The sequence below is a fragment of the bacterium genome, from assembly GCA_024742285.1.
GTDB lineage: Bacteria > Myxococcota_A > UBA9160 > UBA9160 > UBA4427 > UBA4427.
The window spans coordinates 236,353-260,441 of the sequence record JANSYR010000010.1 but is presented as its reverse complement, the minus strand read 5'-3'; the positions used below and the strand labels follow the sequence as shown (position 1 = coordinate 260,441).

The following is a 24,089-nucleotide window of genomic DNA, read 5'->3' as shown; positions in this document are numbered from 1 at the left end:
TCGTAGAAGCCCTTCTTCTGAAATCGCCAACCGGCTGGATTTGCATGGAAATCACAGTCGGGGTTGGGGCAGTGAGGTGGGCGGCGCAGGAAGGGCGTAGACGACATGCAGACCGACATCGCACGATGCGTGCCGGGTGCATTTGGCGGTCCACGTCTCAATCCGTGAACGGGCTAGACGGGATGCGGGTTCGCGAACACCGCCCGTTCGACGAGCTTCCGCGGCGCCGGCAGCGCGCGGACGTTCTCCTTGACCACGAGATTCGCCTTGTCGAGCCGCGCGATCTCTCGCCCGTCGACGACTTCGACGACCGTCAGCTCGACCTCGAAACGAAACCGCGCGAGCGCATCACTCGAAAACTCGAGGACAGGAAGGCTGCCCCATACCCGGCGCGACCCCGAAGGTCCGCGCGAAGTCCCCGCGGCGAGGGGCAGCAGCTCGACGAGGGGACGCGTCCCGTCCCACACGGCGGCTTCGCCGCCGTCGTCGCTCGACCGGAAGACCGTGAGTCGACACGGAAACGACGCGGCTTCGTCCGACGAGAGCGTCCCTTCGACCTGGAGCTCGACGCGGTACAGACGCTCGCTCAGGACCCGGACCAGACAGTCGCCCTGCCCGTCCGGCAGGACGTTGCGCACGTCCATGACCTCGCCGCTCTTGAGAGCCAGGTCCTTTCGCCAGGAGCGCAGCACGACGAACCCGGCGATCCCGACGCCAGCGATGATCGCCCAGCCGAGCATGGGAGACAGACCGCGCTTCAGTCCCGGCGCGAGGACGCGTCGGGAGCGCTCGCATGGACCGGAAGCGAAGCGCCCGGTCCCGCATTCGCGGCACGGGAGACGCGCTTTCGGGGCTGCCAGTCGAGGGGCTCCACCAGCACCTGGTCGAGCACGTCGCGCATGTGCTTCACGGGCACGAAGTCGAGTCGCTTCTTCAGCTCCTTCGGAATCTCCCGCAGGTCGGCGACGTTGCTCTCGGGGATGACGATCGTGGTGATGCCGTTGCGAAGCGCGGCCAGCGCTTTCTCTCGCACACCGCCGACCGGCAAGACCCGCCCGCGCAGCGTGACTTCCCCGGTCATCGCGATGTCGGCCCGGACCTCGACCCCCGTCGCGAGGGACGCGATCGCCGTCGCGATGGCCACGCCAGCGGAGGGCCCGTCCTTCGGCGTCGCGCCGGCGGGTACGTGTACGTGGACCTGCTGGCGACCGAACTCGCGCTCGTCGACCCCGATCTCCGCCAGGATCGAGCGGACGTAGGACAGCGCCGTCTGACCGCTCTCCTTCATGACGTCACCGAGCTGGCCCGTCAGCAGGAGCCCGCGACCGCGGGAGAGATTCGCTTCGAGGGAGAGGACCTCGCCCCCGGCTTCGGTCCAGGCCAGGCCGTTGACGAGCCCGACCTCGGCCTCCTCGGAGGCGTGATCGCTCTTGTAGGGCGGCGGCCCGAGCAGCTTGTCGAGGCTCTTGGTGTTGATCGTCGCCTTCGACTCGTCGCCCTCCGCGCGCTTCCGAGCGACCTTGCGGCAGATCGCCGCGACCTGGCGTTCGAGGTTCCGCACGCCCGCCTCGCAGGTGTAGTCGGCGGAGAGGCTCGTGATCGCGTTCTTCGTGAACGAGAGCTGGTCTTCCTCCATGCCGTGCTCCTGGATCTGGCGCGGGATGAGGAAGTTGGTCGTGATCTCGCTCTTCTCCTCGGGCGTGTAGCCGGAGAGTCGGATCACCTCCATGCGATCGCGGAGCGGCGCCGGGATCGGCTCGAGCATGTTCGCGGTCGCGATGAACAGGACCTTCGAGAGATCGAAGGGCGTGTTCAGGAAGTGGTCGCTGAAGTCCTTGTTCTGCTCGGGATCGAGGACCTCGAGCAGGGCCGCGGACGGATCGCCCCGGAAGTCGGCGCCGAGCTTGTCGAGCTCGTCGAGCATCATGACCGGATTCGTCGTGCCGGCGGTCTTGAGTCCCTGGATGATGCGACCGGGCATCGCGCCGACGTAGGTCCGGCGATGGCCGCGAATCTCCGCCTCGTCGCGAACGCCGCCGAGAGAGACGCGCACGAACTCGCGTCCCATCGCGCGGGCGATCGAGCGACCGAGGCTCGTCTTGCCGACGCCGGGCGGGCCGGCGAAACAGAGGATCGGGCCCCGGCTGTCCTCGCGCAGCTTGCGCACGCCGAGGAACTCGAGGATCCGGTCCTTCACGATCGAGAGATGGGCATGGTCCGTGTCGAGGACCTGACGCGCGCGATCGAGGTCGAGCTGGTCGGGGGAACAGCGGTCCCACGGCAGGTCCACGACCCAGTCGAGATAGTTTCGGACGACCTGGGCTTCCGGGCCGTCGGGGTGCATCCGCTCGAGGCGGCGCAGCTGGCGCACGGCCTCTTCGCGGGTCTCGTCGGGGAGGCTCGCCTCCTCGACCTTGAGACGATACTCGTCGAACTCCTCGGCGCGGGGATCGACCTCGCCGAGCTCGTTCTGGATCGCTCGGAGCTGCTCGCGGAGGAACGCTTCGCGGTGGTCGCGGGAGAACTCGTCCTGGGGCTCGACCGCAGTGCCGGACTGATAGTCGGCCTGGAGCGACGACACCTCGAGCTCGCGCTTGAGGAGCGCGTCCACCTTCCGGAGCCGCGCCAGGGGGTCGACGATCTCGAGCACCTCCTGCGCCTCTTCGAGTCGCAGGCGGAGATTCGAGGCCACGAGGTCCGCCAGCCGTCCGGGGTTCTGGACGTTGGTCGTGATCGAGAGGACCTCCGGCGGGAGGTTCTTGAGCGGCAGCAGCTCTTCGACGCGGGTGCGGACCGCGCGGGTCAGCGCCTCGCCTTCGACGGTCCAGTCGTCGGCGCCTTCGGCGTCGCCGTCGATGCCGGTCGCGCGGACCCAGGTGCTGTCGCGGTGTTCGATGACGGAGTCGATGCGGGCCTTGCCGAGGCCCTGGACGAGGACCTTCAGGCGACCGTCGGGCATGCGCATGCTGCGCATGACCATCGCGACGGTCCCGACCTGGTAGAGGTCGTCGGGATCGGGATCGACCGTCTCCGGGCTCCGCTGCGCGACGAGGAGGACGAGTCGATCGCCTTCCATCGCCTCTTCGATCGCGGCGATCGATCGCTCGCGCGCCACGAAGAGCGGGAGCACCATGTACGGAAACACCACGAACTCGCGCAGCGCGAGCACGGGGAGCTCCTCGGGGAGTCCATCAGCCGGGGGCCTGCAATCCATAGGATCAACAACGGCCGGCCAAGGAGTAACTTGAGGGGAGTGAAGCCGCTGCCCGTTTCGACTTGCAACCCTCGAAAACCGGCAGGAAAGCGGCAATTCGCGTAGGAATGCGAATCGTCGAACCGTGCGCGTCGAGCGTTCGGATCCGTCACTTCGAGGGACGTGCAGCGCGCCTGCAGTGGAGGCGGAAAACCGCTGGAACCGGGTCGCTAGTCCAGCGGTTGGAAGCGGCGGCCGGAGACGCGCAACAGGAAGGGACGCCGTCGCGCGTTCCCGTCGGGGTGGATCGTCAGCACGCCGCTCGCACCCGGAAAGGCGCGCGTGTCGAGCAGTCCTGCGCGGACCCCCTTCCGATCGTCGCGTCCGGCGGACAGCTGAACGAGGACCAGATTGGTCGCATCGAACGCTTCTGCGGCATACATGTCCGGCTCCGCCGCGAACGTATTGCGATATCCCTCGACGAATTCCACGACGAAGGGCAGATCGCTCTCGGCGTGGAAGGGCGAGCTGATCACCGCACCGGCGACGTGGCGCCGACCGACCCGAAGGAGCTCGTCGTCGAGCCAGTCGGACGGTCCGAGCAGACCGACGTCGTTGATCTCGTGGAAGGCGAGACCGGGGGCGATCAATGCGATCTTGTCCGCCGCGTCGGGCACGAAGAGGACGTCGAAGTCGACGATCGGCGGGAGCGGATCGCCCTCCGGTCCGAGCACTTCGTAGGCCGCCTTCCGGAGCAGCGCCTGCTCCTCGGGCTCGAGCCGTCGCGAGGCGCGCAGGATGTCCGAGCGCTCGTCGAGCGCCTTGCGTTCGTCGTTCGAGAGAAAGCGGTACCCGATCATGTCGCGGATCGCGCCCGCGAAGTCGACCGCCTCGGGGTCGTAGCTCGACGCGGCGACCATCTTGCCGCCACGGGTCGTGACCGCTTCCCAGTAGAGCTTGCGCATCCCGCGCCCGTAGCGCGTCTTCGGGTAGAGCACGGCGAAGCGCTTGGCTTCGAGCACGTCGAAGGCGTGATCGACGAGGACCGCGACCTCGTCCTTGGGCGTCGTCCGGGTCCGGAAGGCGTTCGCACGCTCCTGGGGCAGGTCCTCGCGGGTCGACAACGCGACCAGCGGAACGCCGACCTCTTCGGCGGCGGCCGCGGCCGCGAGGCTCTCCTTCGAGAAGATCGGTCCGAGGATCGCCACCAGCCCGGGGTCCCGCGCGAGCTCACGGACCGCTCCGGCGGCCTTCGCCGGATCGCCTTCGGTATCCCGCACCACGAGACGGATCTCGCTTCGCCGGACCGGTGCGGCAAGCGGTCGGATCGCCCCTTCGAGCGAGGCGTCGGGATCGCCCGCCGGAAGGACGTCGGCCTCGTCTTCGGCGAAGAGATCCGCCGCGAGCAGGATCCCGCGCAGGCTCTCCTCCCCGTACCAGGCGAAGTCGCCGGAAAGCGGCAGGACGACCCCGATCGTCCCGCGCGCATCTTCGGTCCGCGGAAGCGGCCGGCCGACCAGCTCGCGCAGGGGCGGGAGCGCTGCCTCCGCCTGCGCCATCTCGTTCAACCGCACGAGCCGCTCCTGCAGCACGCGGAGCTCGCTCTGCTCGAACTCCCCGCGCACGAGATCCTCGCTCCTGCGGAGGTTTCGCTCCGCCAGATCGAGCTGCCCTGCGTCGAGGGCACGTCGCGAGAGCTCGAGGCTCATCAGCCCCGCCGGCGGTCGACCGCGAAGCGAGCGCAGCATCTCCTCGAGCTCCGGCGTCGCCGCGCGGCGCGTCAGCTGCTCGAGCTCGGCGTCGACCGCATCGAGCCGCGAGCGCAGTCGGCCCGCCGTCGCGGGATCGGGATCCTCGCGCCCCGCAGCCACGAGCAGCCCACGAAGCGCCGTCAGCGCCTCGAGCCGCTCGACGGGCGTGCGTGACAGGGCGATCCGCAGACGGAGCGCGGCGCGCTGTTCCGGTCGGGAGAGTCGATCGAGATCGATCGGATCGAGCAGCGCACGCGCCGCCGTTCGCTTGTCGCGCCCGTACTCGAGCTGTGCGAGGCGCAGCCGCGCGGCGGCGGCGCGATCCCCGCGCGGGTGGTTCGAGAGGATCCGCCCGAGCCAGCGTCGCCCCTCCTCCTGGCGACCCGCGGCGAAGGCGAGCTGCGAGAGCTGTTCGAGGGCGTCGTCCGCGAGGAGGCTCCGCGGGTAGAGCTGAACGAAGTCTTCCAGCGCCCGGGCGGCGCCGCGGGCGTCCGCGGGGAGATTGCCCATCGCGGCATCGTACGCCGCCCGCTGTTCCGGAGGGACCTGCTGGGCGCCGCCCCCGAAGCCCCCGAAGCCCGCGCAGCCCGACAGCACGAGCGCGAACGCCAGTAGAAGCCCCCCCAAACCGAAACCGCGCGCTCGCATCGAGATCGCCACCCCCTCGTTCCGGCAGACGCCGGCCGGCCGGATTCTAGTCCGGAAGCCCGGATCTGGGCACCTCCGGCTCCTGATCCGACGTTTCGAAGAGGCGATGGGTTTCGTCGAGGGGGCTCACGCCGCGGTGGGCGACACCCACCGACGAGCGAACTCGACGCGCATCAGCCGGGGACGATCGCCGACGCTCCGCGACGTCGTGTGGAAGACGTGGGATGCATCACGAAGACGTCGCCCGAAGTCCCGACACCACGAAGGCGCCAGATCGCGCCCGACCTCTAAACAGCGTCGCCCGAAGTCCCGACGCCACGAAGGCGCCAGATCGCAACAAACCTCAAAAAAAGTCGCGGATCTTGTCCATGAACCCCTTGGTGGTCGGGCTCACGTCGGTGCCGGTCTGCTCGGCGAACTCCTCGAGGAGCTCGCGTTGGCGCGCATTCAGCTTCGTGGGGACTTCGACGAAGACGCGCACGTAGAGATCGCCGCGCATCTTCTTGACCTGCTCGGGGTCGAGCCGCGGTTGGAGCGGCGGCAGCCCCTTGCTCCGCAGCCGGAGCACGCGTCCCGACTGGGTGCCTTCCGGAATCTGGAGCGAGACCTTGCCGTCGAGGGTCGGGACCTCGACCTCGGCGCCGAGCGCGGCCTGCACGAAGGGAACGGGGACCTCGATGTGGAGGTCGGTGCCGTCGCGCTCGAAGAGCGGGTGATCGCGGAGGACCATCACGACGTAGAGGTCCCCAGGCTCTCCGCCGGCGACCCCCGCCTCGCCCTCGCCCGACACGCGCAGCCGGGCGCCGTGCTCGACGCCCGGCGGCACCTTCACCTGGATCGTCTGCTGGCCTTCCACCCGACCGGAGCCCCGGCAGGTCGTGCAGGGATCCGTGATGACCTCCCCCGCCCCGCCGCACGAATCGCAGGGCCGGTTCACGCGGAAGAAGCCCTGCTGGAACATCAGCTGGCCGGTGCCCTCGCAGCGACCGCAGCGTGCGGCCTTCGAGGCCTCCGCGGCGCCGGAGCCGCTGCACGGCTCACACTTGCGCATCTTCGGGATCTTGAGGCTCGGCTCGCAGCCGTCGAGCACGTCGTCGAGGGTGATCTCGAGGTTGTACCGGAGGTCGGCGCCGCGCTGCCCGCGACCCCGCCGACTGCCCCCGCGGCCTCCCCCGCCTCCGAAGATGTCGCCGAAGAGATCGTTGAAGAGGTCGCCGAAATTGCCGAAGTCCTCGAACCCGGCGCCCGGATGACCGCCGCCCGGACCGCCGACGCCGGCATGCCCGAACTGGTCGTAGCGTGCGCGCTTCTCCGCGTCGGAGAGGACGGCGTAGGCCTCGGAGACTTCCTTGAAGCGCTCCTCGGCTTCGACGTCATCGGGATTCCGATCCGGATGACACTCCATGGCGAGCTTGCGGTAGGCCTTCTTGAGGTCCGACTCGGATGCGCCCCGGTCGACCCCGAGTACCTCGTAGTAATCCCGCTTGCTCACGTGCCTGTCCTCTCCGTCCGCCGACGCCTGTCGGGCTCCCCGACGAACGAGAGTCCCGCGGGGATCACAAATCCCAGCCGGGAAGGCTCGTCACGCATCCGTCCGTGTCAAGCCGCACGGGGGGCCGTCGCGCGATTCGTCCCTCGCGACGCGCGTGACGCGGACCCGCGCGGAATCCCGACGAAATCCAGGCCGGAGCCTAGGCCTCGGCGTCGCCCTCGTCTTCCGGCGACTCGACGCCGGGGTCCGCCTCGAGCTCGTCTTCCATGCCGCCGAGGGCAGCGTAGAGCTTCTCGGTCAGGCCGTAGGAGAGGCGGGAAAGCTCTTCGATGGCTGCCTCGAGGGCGTCGGGATCCTCGGCGGAGACGAGCGACTGGGTCTTCTCGATCTGGGCGCGGAGGCTGGAGGCGTCCGTCTCGTCCACGTCCTCGGCGAACTCCTCGAGGGTCTTCGTCGCGGAGTACATCAGGCCGTCGGCCTTGTTGCGAAGATCGATCAGCGAGCGGAGCGCCTGGTCGGCGGCGGCATTCCCCTCGGCCTCTTGGACGAGCCGCTCGACCTCTTCCTCGCTGAGTCCGGAAGACGCCGTGACCTCGATACTCTGGCTGCGGCCCGTGCCGAGATCCTTGGCGGACACGCTGACGACACCGTCGGTGTCGATCGCGAAGGTGACCTCGATCTGCGGGACGCCGCGCGGCGCCGGCGGAATGCCGACGAGCTCGAAGCGTCCGAGGGTCATGTTGTCCTCGGCCATCTCGCGCTCGCCCTGCAGGACGTGGATGCGGACCACGTCCTGGTGATCTTCCGTCGTCGAGAAGACCTGGCTCTTGGTCGTCGGGATCGTCGTGTTCTTCTCGAGGATCTTCGTGAACACGCCACCCTGGGTTTCGACACCGAGGGACAGCGGCGTCACGTCCAGCAGCAGCACCTCGTCGACCTCACCGGTCAGCACGCCGCCCTGGATCGCCGCCCCCGCCGACACGACCTCGTCCGGGTTCACGCCCTTCATGGGCGGCTGACCGAAGATCTCCTCGACCTTCTTCTGGACCAGGGGCATGCGCGTCATCCCCCCGACCAGGACGACCTCGTCGATCTCGCTGGCCGAGAGGCCGGCGTCTTCGAGGGCCGTCGTGCAGGGCTCTTCCAGCCGGGCCACCATTTCGGCGACCAGGACTTCGAGCTCCTCGCGCGTCATCGAGTGGACGAGATGCTTAGGCCCGTCGTCGTCGGCGCAGATGAAGGGGAGATTGATGTCCGTCTCGCTCGTGCTCGAGAGCTCGTGCTTGGCCTTCTCCGCGGCCTCCTTGAGGCGCTGGAGGGCCATCGGATCCTGGCGGAGATCGACGCCGTGCTCGTCCTGGAAGCGCGCCGCGAGGGCGTCGACGAGGACGTTGTCGAAGTCCTCGCCGCCGAGGAAGGTGTCGCCGTTCGTCGAGAGGACCTGGAATACGCCGTCGCCGAGCTCGAGGATCGAGACGTCGAAGGTGCCGCCGCCGAGGTCGAAGACGGCGATCTTCTGGTCCTGGTCCTGATCGATGCCGTAGGACAGGGCCGCCGCGGTGGGCTCGTTGATGATGCGGAGGACTTCGAGGCCCGCGATGCGGCCGGCTTCCTTGGTCGCCTGGCGCTGGGCATCGTTGAAGTAGGCGGGGACGGTGATCACCGCCTGCTCGACCGGCTCGCCGAGGAACTCGGAGGCGGTCTCCTTCATCCGCGTGAGGACCATCGCGGCGATTTCCTGGGGCGAGCAGGCCTTGCCGTCGACCTCGACCCAGGCGTCGCCGTTCTCGGCACCGACGATCTTGAAGGGGGCGATGGCGGCGAAGGACGCGACCTCTTCCGCCTCGAGCTTGCGGCCGATCAAGCGCTTGACGGCGTAGATCGTGCGGTCCGGGTTCGTGACGGCCTGGCGCTTGGCGATTTGGCCGACGAGCTTCTCACCGCTCTCGGTGAACGCGACCATCGACGGGGTCGTGCGGGCGCCCTCGGCGTTGGCGATGACCTCCGCCTGATCACCCAGCATCACCGACACGCAGCTGTTGGTCGTGCCGAGATCGATCCCGATGACCTTGCTCATGAACCCTGCCCCTCGTTCGCGTTCCCTCCGGAGACGCGAGCGAGTCGCGGCATCCGGCTAGTCCTGGGTCGGGGTCCCGCCCGCCGCCGCCGCTTCCTCCGCGGTCGGCTCGCGGGAGACGATGACGCGCGACGGACGAATCATCCGGTCGTGGATCACGTACCCCTTCTGCAGCACCTGCAGCACGGTGTTCGGCGGGACGGCTCCGTTCGGGATCTGCCCCATCGCTTCGTGCACCGCCGGGTCGAAGACGGCTCCTTCTGCCTGGATCTCCTGGACTGCGTGCTTCGCGAGGGTCCCGAGGATCTCCCGGTACACCAGCTCGACGCCGTCGAGGATTCCCTTGACTTCCGCCCCGGCGTTCTGCGCCCCGTGCTCGAGGGCGCGTTCTAAATTATCGACCGCCGAAAGAAGATCCTTGACGAGATTCTGGTGGCCGAACTTGAAGCTCTCCTGCTTCTCCTTGAGGCCTCGGCGCCGGAAATTCTCGAACTCGGCCTGGAGCCGGAGGTGTGCATCCTCCTTCTCGGCGATCTCGGCGAGCTTCTCCTCGTGGAGGCCCTTCAGGTCCTGGAGCTCCTGCGAGAGCATCTCGATCGTCATCTTGTCCGCGGAGGCGGCGCCACCGCCGGAATCACCGCCCGCCGCCGCCCTCTGCTCGGCCTCACGCTTCTCGCTCGACGCGATCGCCTCCTGGAGAGCCGCCTCCATCTCGTCGCTGGCGGCGATCTTGGGACCGTCTTCGCCGTCGGCGTCCAGCCCGGTCGCCTGGTCGTCGTTCTCGAGGTCGTCGTGGGGCTTGTCAGTCATCGCGGAATCGTCCATTTCGCCGGGTCGATCGACCACCCGGGGGAGCGGGTTGAGCGTCATCCGTCACATCGGGACGGATCCAGCTCGGGCGCGCGAGCGCGCGCGACCGCTCTCATCTACTCACGAGCGGGGTTCAGGCAAGCAGCTTGCGCGTCACCGCATCGGAAAAGTACCCGACCAGCGGGATCACGCGGCTGTAGTCCATCCGCTGGGGCCCGATCACACCGAGCATCCCTAGTGGTGCAACCCCCTCGGCCTCGGCATCCGCCGCGCCGGCCCCCGCCCCCCCGCCGTACGGCACCGCGACGAGCGTGCAGTCCCGGAGCGAGGGCTCGCCGAGCTCCGTACCCAGGGACATCGCCAGTCCCACCCGCCGCTCGCCGGCATCCGCCTCGGCGATCTGCTCGAGCAGCGCGAGCAACCGCTCGTTCGTCTCGAGGGTCGCGAAGAGCCCGCGGATCCGCTCCGGCTCCGCGAACTCGGGTTGATCGAGCAGCGCGCGTCGCGACGTGATCACGAGGTCGTCGGCGCCATCCGCCTCGGGCCCGTCGCAAGCCGCCAGCCCCACGTGCCAGGCCCGCCGCAGGAACGCATCCGCTTCGCCGCGCAGTCCCTCGCGCTCCGCCTCGAGCAGACGACGCAGTCCGAGGAGCGTCCGGCCCTCGATCCGCTCGGCCAGGTGGTCCCGGACCTGCTCGAGCTCGCGCGCCGAGATCGGGCCTTCGTCTTCGATCACCCGCTCGACCACGTTCCCGTTCTCGGCCACGAGGACCGCCAGGATCCGACCGGTGGCGACCGGGATCAGGTGGATCGTCTTGAGTCGCAGGCGCTCGACGCGCGGCGCGAGCACGAAGCCGAGCTGGCGGGTGTGCTCGGAGAGGAGGTGCGAAGCCTGTCGCGGGGCTGCGCCGGGATCGACGGAATCGAAGGCGCGATCGAGCAGGCGTTGATGGTGGGGACCGAGGAACCCGATCTCGAGCAGCTCGTCGACGAAGACCCGCAGGCCCATCGCGGTCGGCACTCGACCCGCCGACGCGTGCGCCTTGGCGATCAGGCCGCGCTCGTGCAGCTCGGAGAGGGTATTGCGGATGCTCGCGGGGGAGAGCGGCGTCGGCATCAGGTGGGACAGCGTCGTCGAAGCGACCGGCCCCGCCTGCCCGACGTACGCCGCCACCAGCGCGCGCAGCACCCTCGCCTGTCGCTCGGTCAGCTCGACCGGCTCGGGCGCGCCATGGATCCGCGGCTTCTGCGAGGGGTACACAGGAGGACTCCGCCGGATCGGGCGACGGCCCGACCCTCCCTCGAAGGAATACCCCCGGGCTCCTGGGGCGTCAAACCCCGGCGCCCGCAGACGTCAGGGTCAGGCGCCCTCCCCAACCACGAACGCCTCGGCGACGTCGTCGGCGAGCAGCCGCCCGGCCGGCGAGAGCCGAAGGTCGCCCGTGGGCCCTTCGACGAGCCATTCCGTCGCGATGAGCCGCTCGATCTCCGGGCCGAAGAAGGCGCGGGGCGGCGCCCCGAACTCCTCGGCGAAGGCGCGGGCGGACAGGCCCTCGAGCTGCCGGAGGCCGAGGAAGACCGCTTCACCCCGGGCCGTCGCCGGATCGAGCGTCTCCTCTTCGCCGGCTGCCGACGGATCGCGCTCGACCGCTTCCTCCCAGCGCGCGAGCTCGCGGGGATTCGCGCGGCGGGCGCCGTGGGGCCGTGCCTCGCTCCGGGCCTCGGTCGAGTGGGCGCCCATGCCGAGGCCGAGGACCGCCTGCCGCTGCCAGTACCGGGCATTGTGCCGGGCCCGCCGGCCCGGCCGCGCGTAGCTCGAGATCTCGTAGCGCGCGTAGCCGGCGCCCTCGAGGCGCGCCTCGACCTGCTCGATCATCCCTGCCGCGAGATCCTCGTCCGGCGGCGTCATCCGCCCGGCCGCGACGGCCCGCCCGAAGGGCGTCGCCGGCTCGAAGGTCAGCTCGTAGGTCGACACGTGTTCGGGCGCGAAGGCGATCACGCGGTCGAGGTCGTGGTCGAGATCGGCCGGCGTCTGTTCCGGCCCGGCGAAGATCAGGTCGACGGAGAGGTCGTCGAAGCCGGCGGCGCGGGCCGCGGCCAGGGTCTCCTCGGCGACGGCGGCGCGATGGGCCCGCCCCAGACGCTTCAGGAGTCGGTCGTCGAAGCTCTGCACGCCGATCGAGAGCCGGTTCACGCCCGCGTTGCGGAAGCCGGGCAGGCGTTCGCGCTCGACGGTGCTCGGGTTCAGCTCGAGGGTGATCTCGGGCGGCGCCTCGGCGGCGGGGAAGGTGCTGCGGACGGCTTCGACGAGTCGCTGGATCGAGGCTGGCCGGAAGAGCGCCGGCGTGCCCCCGCCGAAATAGAGGCTCGCGAGCGGACGTCCGACGAAGGCCGGCGCACGCGCCGTCAGCTCGACCCGCAATCGTTCGACGTATCGGTCCTCGACCTCCGGCGCGAGCGGACGCGCAGCCAGCACGGCGAAGTCGCAATACGGGCAGACCCGCTCGCACCAGGGCAGGTGCAGGTAGACCCCGACCTCCCCGTCGTCCCCGCCCACCGGCGCGGGGACCGCCCTCGCCTGCCCGCGATCCGTCATGCGCGGGACGCTAGCGCTGACCGGGACACGACGATCGCGAGCGACGAGGCGACCCCTCCGGTACGCTCGCGGCGCTTTGGCCTCGACTCCCTCCGAATCCAGCGTTTCCCCGGCCCCGGCGGTCTCCGGGGCCCCCGCGACCCTCCACCGCGTGCTCGACAACGGCCTGACCGTGCTGCTGCGCGAGAGCCACCGCGCGCCGGTCGTCGAGCTCCAGATCTGGGCCGGCGTCGGCAGCGCCGACGAGCGCGAAGGCGAAGAGGGCCTCGCCCACTTCCACGAGCACATGCTCTTCAAGGGAACCGAGCGCCGCGGCGTCGGCGAAGTCGCCGGTGACATCGAAGGCCTCGGCGGCCACATCAACGCCTACACCTCCTTCGACCAGACCGTCTACCACGCGACCGTGCCGTCGGCTTCCTGGCGCGAAGGCCTCGACGTGCTCATCGACGCAGTCCGCTTCTCGGTCTTCGACGAGGAAGAGGTCCACCGAGAGCGCGAGGTCGTGCTCGAAGAGATCCGACGCTCCGACGACACGCCCGGTCACGTCCTCGGCGACCTCGCCTTCCGCGAGTGCTACCGGACCCATCCCTACGGCCTGCCGATTCTCGGACCGGCCTCGAACGTCGCCGGCTTCGAGCCCAGCCAGGTCCGCCGCTTCTTCGAGCGCTGGTACACGCCGGACAACCTGATGGTCGTCGCGGTCGGAGACTTCGACGCCGAGGAAGTCGCCGCCGAGATCGAGCGGCTCTTCGCGGACGCGACCGCTGGCGTTGCGCAGCGCGAGCGTCCGCTCGAACCGCCCGGGGACGGAATCCGCATCGCCGTGCTCCGGCGCCCCTTCGAAGGACATCGCGTCGACCTCTCCTGGCCCGCGGCGCGCTTCCAGGAGCGGGAGGCGATCCATCTGGACCTGCTCGCCTACGTGCTCGGCGAATGCGAGTCGAGTCGCCTCGTCCAGCGCATCCGCGAGGACGCGGCGCTCGTCGACCGGATCGATGCCGGCGCCTACACGCCCCTCGATCGCGGGCTCTTCTCGATCGGCTTCGAGACCGACGCGGGACGGCTCCTCGAAGCGACGCGACGGATCATCGAGGAGACGGACCGGCTGCGGCGCGAGCCGGTCGGCCGCGCCGAGCTCGAGCGCGCACGCGTCAACTTCCTCGCGAGCGAGCAGTTCGAGCGCGAGAGCGTGTCCGGGCTCGCCTCGCGGATCGGCAGCTACGAGTCGATGGGGGGCGGCTGGGAGCGCGAGACCGAAGCGCTCGAGATCCTGAAGTCCGCCACCCCGCAAGACCTGCTCGCGGCGGCCCAGCGCTATCTCGATCCGAAGGGACTCACGATCGCGGCGCTGCTCCCGGAGTCGACCGACGAGGCCCTCGACGGCGCCGCGCTCCGCGAAGCCGCCCTGCAGGGTCTCGCCGCCGCGGCGGCTCCGTCGTCGACCGAGGCGCCGCCGGACGACGCGCTCGGTGTCGCCGAGGCGACGCGGGCGCCGGATGCTGCGCCGCTTCGGTTCGGGCCGCTTCGCGCGACGGCGGACGGCGCGGGGGAGCGTCTCGATGCGACGCTTCCGAACGGCCTGAAGGTCCACGTCCTGCGTCGGCCGGAGGTCCCGATCGCGACGCTCCGGCTCGCCTGCCCGGGCGGACTGTTGACCGAGACCGAAGCGACGTCCGGGATCACGCGCTTCCTGAACGCGATGTGGACCCGCGGCACGCGTTCCCTCTCCGCCGCGGATTTCGCGCGACGCGTCGAGGGCCTGGCCGCCGAGATCGACGGTTTCTCGGGTCGGAACTCGATCGGCCTGACCCTCGACACGCTGTCCGAGAGCCTCGAGCCCGCGCTCGCCCTCTTCTCCGACGCGCTGCTCGAGCCGCGCCTCGACCCGGCCGAGATCGATCGCGAACGACGCGAGACCCTCGCCGCCCTCGACCGCCGCGAGGATCGGCTCGGCCAGCGTGCCTTCCAGCTCTTCTCGCGGACCGAGTTCGAAGCCCACCCCTACTCGCTGACCGTGCTCGGAGAACGCGAGTCGATCGAGTCCCTCGATGCCGCGGCCCTCGACCGCCACGCCGAGCGCCTGATCCGCGCCGACCGCGCGGCGGTCGCGATCGTGGGCGACGTCGACCCGGAGAAGGTCGGCCACTGGATCAGCCAACGCCTGGGCGGCATGCCGTCGGGCGGCCCCGACTTCGCGCTCCCCGACGTCCCCGCCCGCGGCATCGGCATCCGGGAGTCGGCGCAGATAAAGGACCGCGCGCAGGCCCACCTCGTGGTGGGCTTTCGCGGCCTGACCCTCGACGATCCGGATCGCCACGCCCTCGAGCTGATCTCCCAGCTCCTCGCCGGCCAGGGCGGCCGCCTCTTCCTCGAGCTCCGCGACCGCCAGAGCCTCGCCTATACGGTCTCCGCTTCGAACGTCGAAGGCCTCGCCCCCGGCTACTTCTCCATCTACATCGCCACGGCCCCGGACAAGATGGAACGTGCCCAGGCCGGCATCTTCGACGAGGTCGACCGCCTGCTCGCCGCGCCGCCCGACCCGGAGGAGCTCGCCCGCGCAATCCGTTTCGGCACCGGCAGCTTCGCCATCGATGCCCAGCGAAGCCACGCCCGCGCCGCCCACATCGCACTCGACTCGATCTACGGCCTCGGCGCCGACCACACCGACGACTATCCCGCCCGGCTCGCCGCCCTCACCCCGGAAGACATCCACCGGGTCGCGAAGCGCGTCTTCCGAACCGACGCCTGCACCATCAGCGCCGTCCATCCGTAGCCGCAACGGACGAGGTAGGAAGCGGCGCGAGCGCGCACGCGCGCTCCGGAATCGCGGCAACGCCGCCGCGAGCATGCCAGGACGGGCACCCCCTGCGCAAACGAGCATGAGTCCCCCGGTGTCGGCACCCCGGCCCCTTCCACGCCCGGTAAACAGGACGCCCCCAGACATTCGAGAACGTCTGGGGGCGTCGGGTTACATCATCAGCGACGGGACCAAGCGGTCGAGGCATCGCTTCCCTGCAGGACCCGCCGGATGATGCCGTTTACGAGGTTCGTCGTTCGACATCAGGCGCAGGCGCCGAGGATCGGATGATTCGGTCCGATTTCGCACGGACTCCTGTCGGGTCGATGGCGGCGTGCGAGCGAGGCAGACACGGGCCGATCGACCGGTTCCAGTGGCCCGGCCGGGAGCGCCAGGAGAGGGCGCTCACCGACCGTGCAACTGGTGACTCCCCCCCTTCCCAAGAAGGGAGTCGCACGTCGGAGGAGGCGTGGTCCGCAAAAGGCCGAATATCCCCTTGAAAGCTTGTGGGGGTGGGGCGAATGCCTCGTTTTCGGGCCCACCCACTTTCAATCGGACCTGCCGTCCAGCGACGTGGGGTGAATATAAACCGCAGCGGGGATTATGTGGAAAAAACTTCGACACTTCCTCAGAAAAAAGTCCACTACCCGCGGCCTTCAGGCGTGTGCATCCAGCCCGCTGCGTACCGGCAACTCCGTCGACAAGCCCTTGCTATCGAAAGCCTTTTCGCCCCGTCCGAAGCGCGAATGAACCGTGCGGATCATTTCCGATCCGCAGACTCGGTTACACCGATCGCGCCCCCATCCGTCCTCGGATCGCTCCCGCCCAGGTGCCGGCCGGTCCCGGGATCGACGACGATGACCTCGGCCGCGGACCAATGGCGCGGACTCAGCTCGACGATGTGCCCTCTCGCTTCGAGGGAGGAGATCACCTCAGCCGGCGTCTCCGGCTCGACCCGGAGCTTGTCCGGATCCCATTGGTGGTGGTAGCGGGGGGCCGCGGCGGCGGCACGCGGATCCATGCCCCAGTCGATCACGTTGAGGATCGTGAGCAGCGTCGTCGAGATGATGCGAGGGCCGCCGGGGCTGCCCGAGACCATGAAGAGCCGACCGTCCTTGTCGATGATGGTCGGCGTCATGCTCGACAGCGGCCGCTTGCCCGCCGCGGGCAGGTTCGCACCGCGCGTGTCGATCAGGCCGTAGCTGTTGGGCGTCCCGGTCGCGATCGCGAAGTCGTCCATCTCGTTGTTGAGGACGACACCCGTCCCCTTCGCCGTGATCCCGGAGCCGAAGGGCGTGTTGATCGTCATGGTGAGCGCGACCGCGCGGCCCGCCGCGTCGGTCACCGAGAGATGCGTCGTCCCCGCGTCTTCGGGGATCGCACCCGGCGCCTCGATCCGCGTCGCCTGCTTCGCGTCGATGCGCGCGCGTTGGGCATTCGCGTAGTCCTTGGACACGAGTCGGGCGATCGGGACGTCGACGAAGTCCGAGTCGCCCATGTACGCGGCGCGATCCGCGAAGGCGAGCTTCATCGCCTCGGTCACGAGATGGATGGCCGAGGCATCGCGGGAACGATGGGCCGAGAGGTCGAACCCTTCGAGTACGTTGAGTGCCTGCACGAGGACGGCGCCGCCGGAGGACGGCGGCGGGAAGCTCGCGATGCGATGGCCCCGGTAGTCGCCGAGTACGGGCTCCCGCCACTTCGGTTCGAAGTTGCGCAGGTCGTCGAGGGTCAGGATGCCGCCGCGGCGCTGGACCTCGGCGACGATCGCCTGCCCGACCTCACCATCCCGGAACACCCGCTCGCCCCGCATCGCCAGGAGCTCGAGACTCCGTGCCAGGTCTTCCTGCTTCAGGACCTCGCCCTGCATGGTCGCCGGATCGAAGGGCGCGAACTGGATCCGCCAGGTCTCGGAGAAGGCGTCCTCGGTGAAGCGCCGCCGCATGAACCCGGCCATGCGCGCGTGGTATCGGCCGATCTCGATCCCGCCGCGGGCGAGCTCGATCGCGGGCGCCAGGACCTGGCGAAGCGACATCGTGCCGTGCTTCTCGAGCAGCTCGACCATCCCCGGCACGAACGAGGGCGTCGCGACGGCGAGGGGTCCGAGGACCGAGGCCCGCTCGGGCACGCCCGGGTCGGTGTACATGGTCGGCGTGGCTTTGGCCGGCGCCGTCTCGCGCGCATCGAGCGCACGGATCGTCCCGTCCTCGAGCCGCACGAGGGCGAACGCGCCGCCCCCGACGCCGGCGGAGAAGGGCTGCACGACGCCGACCGCGAAGGCCGTCGCGACCGCCGCATCGATCGCATTGCCGCCCTCTTCGAGGATCCTCGCCCCGGCCGCGGCGGCGGCGCGATGGGTCGAGACGACCATCCCGCCGGTGCCCACGGCGGGCGCACCGGCTGCAGCGATGGCCGACGAGGCAGGGAGGAAGAGAAGAAGAAGGAAGAGGAGCAGGACGGCGACCGCCCGCGCGACGGGATGTTGCACGGAGGTGGGACCCGTCACCCTCGTACGCGGCGAAGCCGCAATTCCGTTGAGCTTCCGCAAGGTCGGCCCCCTCTGCTGCGTCCCGAAGCGGGCGATTGGGCTCAGCTCCGCCGTCGCCTCGGACGATGTATCCGACATGCGCGGCACGCTATCACACCCCTCCCATTCCGACGGACGATTGCGACCCCTCTGGATCGCAGCCCTCTTCGTGACGGCCGGCGCACTCGGGGTGGCCCTCGTCGGCTGCGGCGAGAACGGCCCGACGCCCTCCCTCGCCGGCCTGACGAAGATCGAGCCCGCGGAGACCGAGGGCAACGACGACTTCGCCTGGCCGAACGATCCGAGCCACCCGGTGCTCGAGCTCCAGATCGAGACGCCGGAGCAGGAGGGCACGGTCCTGATCGAGCTCATGCCCGAGCTCGCCCCTGCGACCGTCGTCAACGTGATCGACCTCGCGAACGAGGGCTACTACGACGGCACGACCTTCCACCGCGTGATCCCCGGCTTCATGATCCAGGGCGGCGACCCCAAGAGCCGCGACCGCGATCCGACCAACGACGGAACCGGCGGCGGCGAGAACCCGCTGCCCGACGAGTTCTCCGCCGCGCCCTACCTGCGCGGCGTCGTCGGAATGGGCAACCGCGGCCGCGCGGACTCGACGAGCGCCCAGTTCTTCATCATGCACGCCGACAACCGCAACCTCGACGGCCGCTACAACACGATCGGCCGCGTCCTCGACGGCATGGAGCTCGTCGACGACATCACCCGCGTCGCGATCGATCGCTCCGGCCGATGGGGCCCCAAGGACCGCCCGATCGAGAACGTCACGATCACGAGCGTCCGGCCCGTGGGCCAGGTCGCGGCAGTTCGGAGTGCGATGGAGCTCGAGCAAGGCGCGGGCGAGATCGCGTTGGTCGAAACGGTCGGCGAGGTGGACGGGACGACGGCGGAGAGCGCCCGTGCGAGTGAGTCCTCGGCACCGCCGGCGGCGCCCGCGGCGGACGCGGCGGGGCAGTAGAAGTTGGGCTTGCGAGGTGGCGGCGGGGCTCGGTGAACGCCGCCGCTCCCGGCCTTCGGCCGGACTCGCGGCTCGCTCATCGCTCGCGGCTCCCGGCTTGCGGCCGGACTCGGTGCTCGCTGATCGCTCGCACCTCCCGGCCTGCGGCCGGACTCGCCGCTCGCTGATCGCTCGCGGCTCCCCCCGTGGGAGACCCCCGTCATGGCTCGGGTTTTCCGCGCTTCGGTTCCGCGGTTTTCGTGCCGAATGGATGGACGGGGCGGCGGGTTCCGTTACTCTTCCGCTCCTTCGGTGGCCCGGTAGCTCAGCTGGTAGAGCACGCGACTGAAAATCGCGGTGTCGGCGGTTCGACCCCGCCCTGGGCCACCACCGCAACCCCTCGATTGCACTCGCGAATTCGCAGCGACCGGTTCACCGGAGTCGCGCGACGCGATCGGGGTTGGGCACGAGTCGTGAACGAGTCGGGCACGTGCGCCCGCTCGCCCGCCCCGACTCCGGCGGCGCGCTTCGACGCCCGCGCACGCCTAGGAGCGTCCAGCGATTGGCTGAGACCGATTCCCGCGTTCGCGCATCTGGTATATGACCCCAGCCGACCCGATGCGATGCGACACGACCAAGCGGTGGCGTGTCGCCCCACGGGTCTCGGCCCGCGTGGCGGAGCGATGAAGTTGAACAGCTCGACCTGCTTCCCGTCCAGCCGTCGGCCCCTACGGTGGATCGAGCGCGGCGCGCTCATCCTGGTCGCGCTCGCGCTCGCTTCCACAGGCGCGCAGGCTCGAGCGACGAGCTCCGATGCCGACTCGGATGCCGACTCGGACCTCTTTCGCCGAGAGAGACTGCTGGGCGAGTCGCCGTGGCTGAAGACCGCATCCGCGCGGTGGGGGGTCGACGTCGAGGCCGTCTACACCGCCGACCTCGTCGCCAATGTCGACGGAGGGATCGCGCGAAAGCGCGGCTTCCTCGGGAACCTGGACGCAACGCTCACCTGGGATACCAGGACTGCCTTCGACGCCGACTTCGGGACGTTCTTCCTGTACGGCCTACTGACGCACGGAGAGCGCCCTTCGAGCTTCGTCGGCGACCTCCAGGCCGTCGACAACATCGAGGCGCGGGACTCGATCAACCTCTTCGAAGCGTGGTGGCAGAAGGCGCTCCTCGATGGCGATGCGTCGATCCTCGTCGGGCTCTACGACGTCAACTCCGAGTTCTACGCGATCGATAGCGCCGAGCTCTTCATCCACAGCTCGTTCGGAACCGGAGCCGCGTTCGGCGGTTCCGGCGTGAACGGACCATCGATCTTTCCGACCGCCGGGTTGGGCGCGCGATTCAAGATCGAACCGATCGAAGGCTTCGATCTGCAGGTCGCGATCGTCGAAGGGGAGCCGGGAGATCCGCGTCGACCCAAGGGACCGCGAATCCGCTTCGACTCCGACGAAGGGGCGCTCGTGATCGCCGAGCTCGGCTACCACCGGTCGGCGACCGGGCGGCCGGACGCGGACGAAGACGCGACGCGTGGGGCCCACCGCCGTCGCGTCGGGAGAGCCTGGGCGGACCACGGCGACTTCATCCGAGTGGGCGTCGGGGTGTGGGCGTACACCGCGAAGCAGCCCCATGTCTCCCGGGTCGACGCACTCGGAGAGCCGATCCGGTCGCGAGGACATCCCGGCTTCTATGCCATCGCCGACTTCGACGCGGACCGACTCGACCCGCTCGACACGGGTGGATTGTCCGGATTCGTACAGCTCGGCTTCGCCGACGGGGATACGGGTCCGTTCGACGCGTACGTGGGAGGCGGTGTCGTCTACGAGGGCCTGCTGCCGATCCGACCCGACGACGAAGCGGGCTTCGGCGTCGCGGCGGCGTTCGCCGGCGACGCCCTTCGCGACGCGGCACGTGATGACGGTCGACAGGCGGCGAGCGCAGAGATCGCGCTCGAATGGACCTATCGAGCCCCTCTTCTGGGGTGGCTGTCGGCGCAAGCCGACGTTCAGTACGTCATCAATCCGGGCGCGCTGCGCGATCGACCGGACGCAGTCATCGCCGCGATGCGATGGGTCGTCCAGCTCTGAACCTTTCTGGGGACGAATCTCGACCAGGAGAACCCGAAGGATGAAGATGGCCCTCGACCGGGCCGACCGCGCGGCGGCGCTGTTTCTGGCCGGCTCCTTCGCGTTCCACACCTGGGTCGCCGTCCGGATCTCGCCATTCGCCGTCCTCCTCATTCGTGGCGGGCCTCGCCGCGGCGTCCGGCTCCTCCGTCCCATGATCGGGTACCCGCGATCGGGCTCTTCGTCTGCGCGCCGATGATTCTCGACAACGGCCTGGCGACGATTCGCTAGAACCTGTCCGGAGATCGTCGCGCGCAGCGACCCGAAAGGACCCTTCATGCCCGGACCGCTCTCAGGCTTCAAGATCATCGAGATGGTCGGCATCGGCCCGGCCCCCTTCGCCTCGATGATGCTCGCCGACATGGGCGCCGAGGTCCTTCGCGTCGACCGCGTCTCGGGCGGCGGGTTCCTGTCGGGCGGCGGGGGGCCCGCGGACGTCCTCGGTCGAAATCGCAAGAGCGCGGCGATCAACATCAAGGACGAGCGCGGCGTTGCCGCGGTCCTCGACCTGGTCGAGCAGGCCGACGGCTTCATCGAAGGTCTCCGTCCGGGCGTGATGGAGCGCCTCGGCCTCGGCCCGGACGTCTGCCTCGCCCGGAATCCCGGTCTCGTCTACGGGCGCATGACCGGTTGGGGCCAATCCGGCGCCTACAAGGACGACGTCGGCCACGACATCAACTACATCGCGATCACCGGTGCGCTCCACACGATCGGCCGGAAGGGCGAGCGCCCCACTCCGCCGGTCAACTACCTGGGCGACTTCGGCGGCGGTGGGATGTTGCTCGCGTTCGGGATGGTGACCGCGCTCCTCGAGCGATCCCGTTCGGGCGAGGGACAGGTGGTCGATGCCGCGATGTGCGACGGCGCGGCGCTCCTGTCCGCATCGATCTTCGGCGCCGCCCAGGCGGGCGCCTGGAACGAAGCGCCGGGCACGAACATGTTGGATACCGGCTCCCACTTCTACGACGTCTTCGAGTGCAAGGACGGCGGATACGTCTCGATCGGCGCGCTCGAGCCCCAGTTCTACGCGAACCTGCTCGACGTGCTCGGGCTGGCCGGCGAGGACCTGCCCCACCAGATGGACTCGTCCGCCTGGCCGGAGCTCAAGGAGCGCGTCGAGGCGATCTTCAAGACGAAGACGCGCGACGAGTGGTGTACCGCGATGGAGGGCCGCGAGATCTGCTTCTCGCCGGTCCTCAAGATGACGGAAGCCCCGGCACACCCGCACAACGCGTCCCGCGAGGTCTTCGTCGAGGTCGAGCCCGGGAAGTACCAACCGGGGCCCGCGCCGCGATTCAGCCGAAGCGAAGTCGGCGTCTCGTCGCTCGCCTCGGCCCCCGGCTCGGATACGACCGAGTGCCTGAAAGCCTGGGGCTTCGACGGAACGCGAATCGACAGGCTTCGAGAAGCCGGCGTCATCGGCTGAACGACCTCCAACCCTCCTCCACTTCCTGGGAATCCCATGCCCTTCACCCTCCCCGGCGTCATCGAAGCCCTCGCCCAGACCGTTCCCGACCGGGAGATGCTCGTTCTCGGCGACCGACGAATCACCTACGCCGAGTTCGACCAGCGAACGAACGCGCTCGGAAACGTCTTCCTCGAACACGGCCTGACCGCCGAGAAGGAGCGGGACGCCCTCGAGGACCACGAGTCGGGGCAGCCCCACGTCGCGCTCTATCTCTACAACAGCCCCGAGTACGCGGAAGGCATGTTCGGCGCCTGGAAGGCCCGCTGTGCGCCGTTCAACGTGAACTACCGCTATGTCGAAGAGGAGCTGCTCTACCTCTTCGACAACGCGGACACGCGGGCGGTGGTCTACCACGCCGAATTCGCTCCGCAGATCGAGCGCGTCCGCGCGAAGCTCCCTCGTCTCGAGCTGCTCCTCCAGGTCCAGGACGATTCCGGTAACGCGCTCGTCGACGGCGCGCTCGACTACGCGTCGGCGGTGGCCTCCGCCTCGACCGCGCGCCCAGAGGTCGATCCCTCGCCCGACGACCTCTACATCCTCTATACGGGTGGCACGACCGGCATGCCCAAAGGCGTCTTGTGGCGCGCCGAAGACATCTTCATCACCGCGATGGGCGGGCGGCGACAGAACGGCGTCGTCTTCGCGTCCCTCGAGGAGATGGCGAAGGAAGCCTCCGAGGCCGAGCCGGGTCGCATGCTGGTCGGCCCTCCGCTCATGCACGGCGCCGCCCAGTGGACGCTCGTGAACGGCATGACCGGCGGCGCGACCGCCGTCTTCCCGAGCGAAGTCCGGAAGCTCGACCCCGCGGACTTCCTCGATACCGCCGCCCGCGAGCGCGTGAACGGAATGACCATCGTCGGAGACGCCTTCGCGCGGCCGCTGATCGACGAGCTCCGCGAGAACGATCGCGAGCTGTCCGAGCTGAAGATCGTCTCGTCCGGCGGCGCCCCACTCTCCCGGACGAACAAGGACGCGTTCTTCGAGTGTCTCCCGGACATCGTGATCGTGGACGGAATGGGCTCCTCCGAGGGCGGCATCCAGGGCATGCAGGTGTCGACCCGGAACAACACCCAGTCGGGCGCTTTCAATGCCGCGTCCGGATCCGTCGTCGTGAGCGAGGACCTCACCCGTGTCCTCGCTCCGGAGGAGCGCGAGATCGGCTGGCTCGCCAAGAGCGGCCGCATGCCCCTCGGCTATCTCGGCGACCCCGAGAAGACCGCACGCACCTTCGTGCGAATCGATGGCGAGCGGTACTCCGTTCCCGGCGACCGGGCCCACTACAACGAGAACGGCTCGGTCGAGCTCCTCGGTCGGGATTCGGTCTGCATCAACTCCGGCGGAGAGAAGATCTTCGCCGAGGAAGTCGAAAGCGCGCTGAAGGCCCATCCCGACGTGTTCGACGTCGTCGTCGCACCGCGTCCGAGCGACCGCTGGGGGCAGGAGGTCGTCGCCGTGATCGCCCTCGCGAAGGGGGCCGCGCGGGACGAGCCGGCGCTCCTCGCCGAGGCCGAGCGCCACGTCGCGCGATACAAGCTGCCCAAGGCCTTCGTCTTCGTCGACACGATCCAGCGAAGCCCGAGCGGGAAGGCGGACTATCGCTGGGCGACCGCGCAGGTCACGGCCGGAGACTGACGCCGTCCGGA

The 24,089-nt window shown here is 69.5% G+C and carries 14 protein-coding genes and 1 tRNA gene; 6 read left to right on the top strand and 9 right to left on the bottom strand.

The genetic code is table 11. The features are described from left to right. Window positions 1–173 precede the first annotated feature (173 nt). From NXI30_18850 to hemW, 8 genes are all read right to left on the bottom strand, one after another. On the bottom strand, window positions 174–740 hold the full coding sequence (locus NXI30_18850) for a hypothetical protein (GenBank protein MCR9096290.1): 567 nt from the start codon (window positions 738–740) through the stop codon (window positions 174–176). A gap of 17 nt (window positions 741–757) precedes the next feature. Continuing rightward, window positions 758–3,169: an endopeptidase La gene (gene lon, locus NXI30_18845; protein ID MCR9096289.1), complete on the bottom strand. Its 2,412-nt coding sequence runs from the start codon at window positions 3,167–3,169 to the stop codon at window positions 758–760. A 254-nt stretch (window positions 3,170–3,423) separates the two neighbouring features. Then, the gene (locus NXI30_18840; protein MCR9096288.1) at window positions 3,424–5,454 is read right to left on the bottom strand and encodes an ABC transporter substrate-binding protein; all 2,031 of its coding nucleotides are present in this window, start codon (window positions 5,452–5,454) and stop codon (window positions 3,424–3,426) included. 481 nt (window positions 5,455–5,935) lie between these two features. Continuing rightward, window positions 5,936–7,084 (bottom strand): molecular chaperone DnaJ, encoded by a 1,149-nt coding sequence (dnaJ, locus tag NXI30_18835; GenBank protein ID MCR9096287.1) that lies wholly within the window; start codon window positions 7,082–7,084, stop codon window positions 5,936–5,938. Between the two features lie 199 nt (window positions 7,085–7,283). Then, a complete protein-coding gene (gene dnaK, locus NXI30_18830) occupies window positions 7,284–9,161 on the bottom strand; it encodes a molecular chaperone DnaK (protein MCR9096286.1) in 1,878 nt (625 codons plus the stop codon). A 57-nt stretch (window positions 9,162–9,218) separates the two neighbouring features. Beyond that, on the bottom strand, window positions 9,219–9,971 hold the full coding sequence (grpE, locus tag NXI30_18825; protein ID MCR9096285.1) for a nucleotide exchange factor GrpE: 753 nt from the start codon (window positions 9,969–9,971) through the stop codon (window positions 9,219–9,221). A gap of 133 nt (window positions 9,972–10,104) precedes the next feature. Next, window positions 10,105–11,232 carry a heat-inducible transcriptional repressor HrcA gene (hrcA, locus tag NXI30_18820; GenBank protein MCR9096284.1) on the bottom strand — a complete coding sequence of 376 codons (1,128 nt, stop codon included), beginning with the start codon at window positions 11,230–11,232 and terminating at the stop codon, window positions 10,105–10,107. A 99-nt stretch (window positions 11,233–11,331) separates the two neighbouring features. Further along, entirely contained in the window at window positions 11,332–12,567 is a 1,236-nt protein-coding gene (gene hemW, locus NXI30_18815; protein MCR9096283.1) for a radical SAM family heme chaperone HemW, read from the bottom strand. Window positions 12,568–12,718: 151 nt separating this feature from the next. Between hemW and NXI30_18810 the strand changes: the two genes are divergently transcribed. Beyond that, window positions 12,719–15,340 (top strand): insulinase family protein, encoded by a 2,622-nt coding sequence (locus NXI30_18810; protein MCR9096282.1) that lies wholly within the window; start codon window positions 12,719–12,721, stop codon window positions 15,338–15,340. Window positions 15,341–16,124: 784 nt separating this feature from the next. Here NXI30_18810 and ggt read toward each other — a convergent pair. Further along, entirely contained in the window at window positions 16,125–17,852 is a 1,728-nt protein-coding gene (gene ggt / locus NXI30_18805) for a gamma-glutamyltransferase (GenBank protein ID MCR9096281.1), read from the bottom strand. Between the two features lie 178 nt (window positions 17,853–18,030). Here ggt and NXI30_18800 point away from each other — a divergent pair, with 178 nt between their 5' ends. From NXI30_18800 to NXI30_18780, 5 genes are all read left to right on the top strand, one after another. Beyond that, complete coding sequence (locus NXI30_18800; protein ID MCR9096280.1) at window positions 18,031–18,870, top strand: peptidylprolyl isomerase; 840 nt, start codon at window positions 18,031–18,033, stop codon at window positions 18,868–18,870. Between the two features lie 293 nt (window positions 18,871–19,163). Beyond that, a tRNA-Phe gene (locus NXI30_18795) sits at window positions 19,164–19,239 on the top strand. Between the two features lie 299 nt (window positions 19,240–19,538). Further along, the gene (locus tag NXI30_18790) at window positions 19,539–20,939 is read left to right on the top strand and encodes a carbohydrate porin (GenBank protein MCR9096279.1); all 1,401 of its coding nucleotides are present in this window, start codon (window positions 19,539–19,541) and stop codon (window positions 20,937–20,939) included. Window positions 20,940–21,255: 316 nt separating this feature from the next. Then, window positions 21,256–22,404 (top strand): CoA transferase, encoded by a 1,149-nt coding sequence (locus NXI30_18785; GenBank protein MCR9096278.1) that lies wholly within the window; start codon window positions 21,256–21,258, stop codon window positions 22,402–22,404. Window positions 22,405–22,440: 36 nt separating this feature from the next. Further along, complete coding sequence (locus tag NXI30_18780) at window positions 22,441–24,078, top strand: acyl-CoA synthetase (GenBank protein MCR9096277.1); 1,638 nt, start codon at window positions 22,441–22,443, stop codon at window positions 24,076–24,078. Window positions 24,079–24,089: the final 11 nt, after the last annotated feature.

Excerpts from the sequence above, each read along its gene's own strand:
- NXI30_18780 (MCR9096277.1), top strand. The coding sequence starts at position 22,441 with ATGCCCTTCACCCTCCCCGGCGTCATCGAAGCCCTCGCCCAGACCGTT.
- grpE (MCR9096285.1), bottom strand. The coding sequence starts at position 9,971 with ATGACTGACAAGCCCCACGACGACCTCGAGAACGACGACCAGGCGACC.
- dnaK (MCR9096286.1), bottom strand. The coding sequence starts at position 9,161 with ATGAGCAAGGTCATCGGGATCGATCTCGGCACGACCAACAGCTGCGTG.
- hemW (MCR9096283.1), bottom strand. The coding sequence starts at position 12,567 with ATGACGGATCGCGGGCAGGCGAGGGCGGTCCCCGCGCCGGTGGGCGGG.
- NXI30_18850 (MCR9096290.1), bottom strand. The coding sequence starts at position 740 with ATGCTCGGCTGGGCGATCATCGCTGGCGTCGGGATCGCCGGGTTCGTC.
- NXI30_18785 (MCR9096278.1), top strand. The coding sequence starts at position 21,256 with ATGCCCGGACCGCTCTCAGGCTTCAAGATCATCGAGATGGTCGGCATC.
- NXI30_18840 (MCR9096288.1), bottom strand. The coding sequence starts at position 5,454 with ATGGGCAATCTCCCCGCGGACGCCCGCGGCGCCGCCCGGGCGCTGGAA.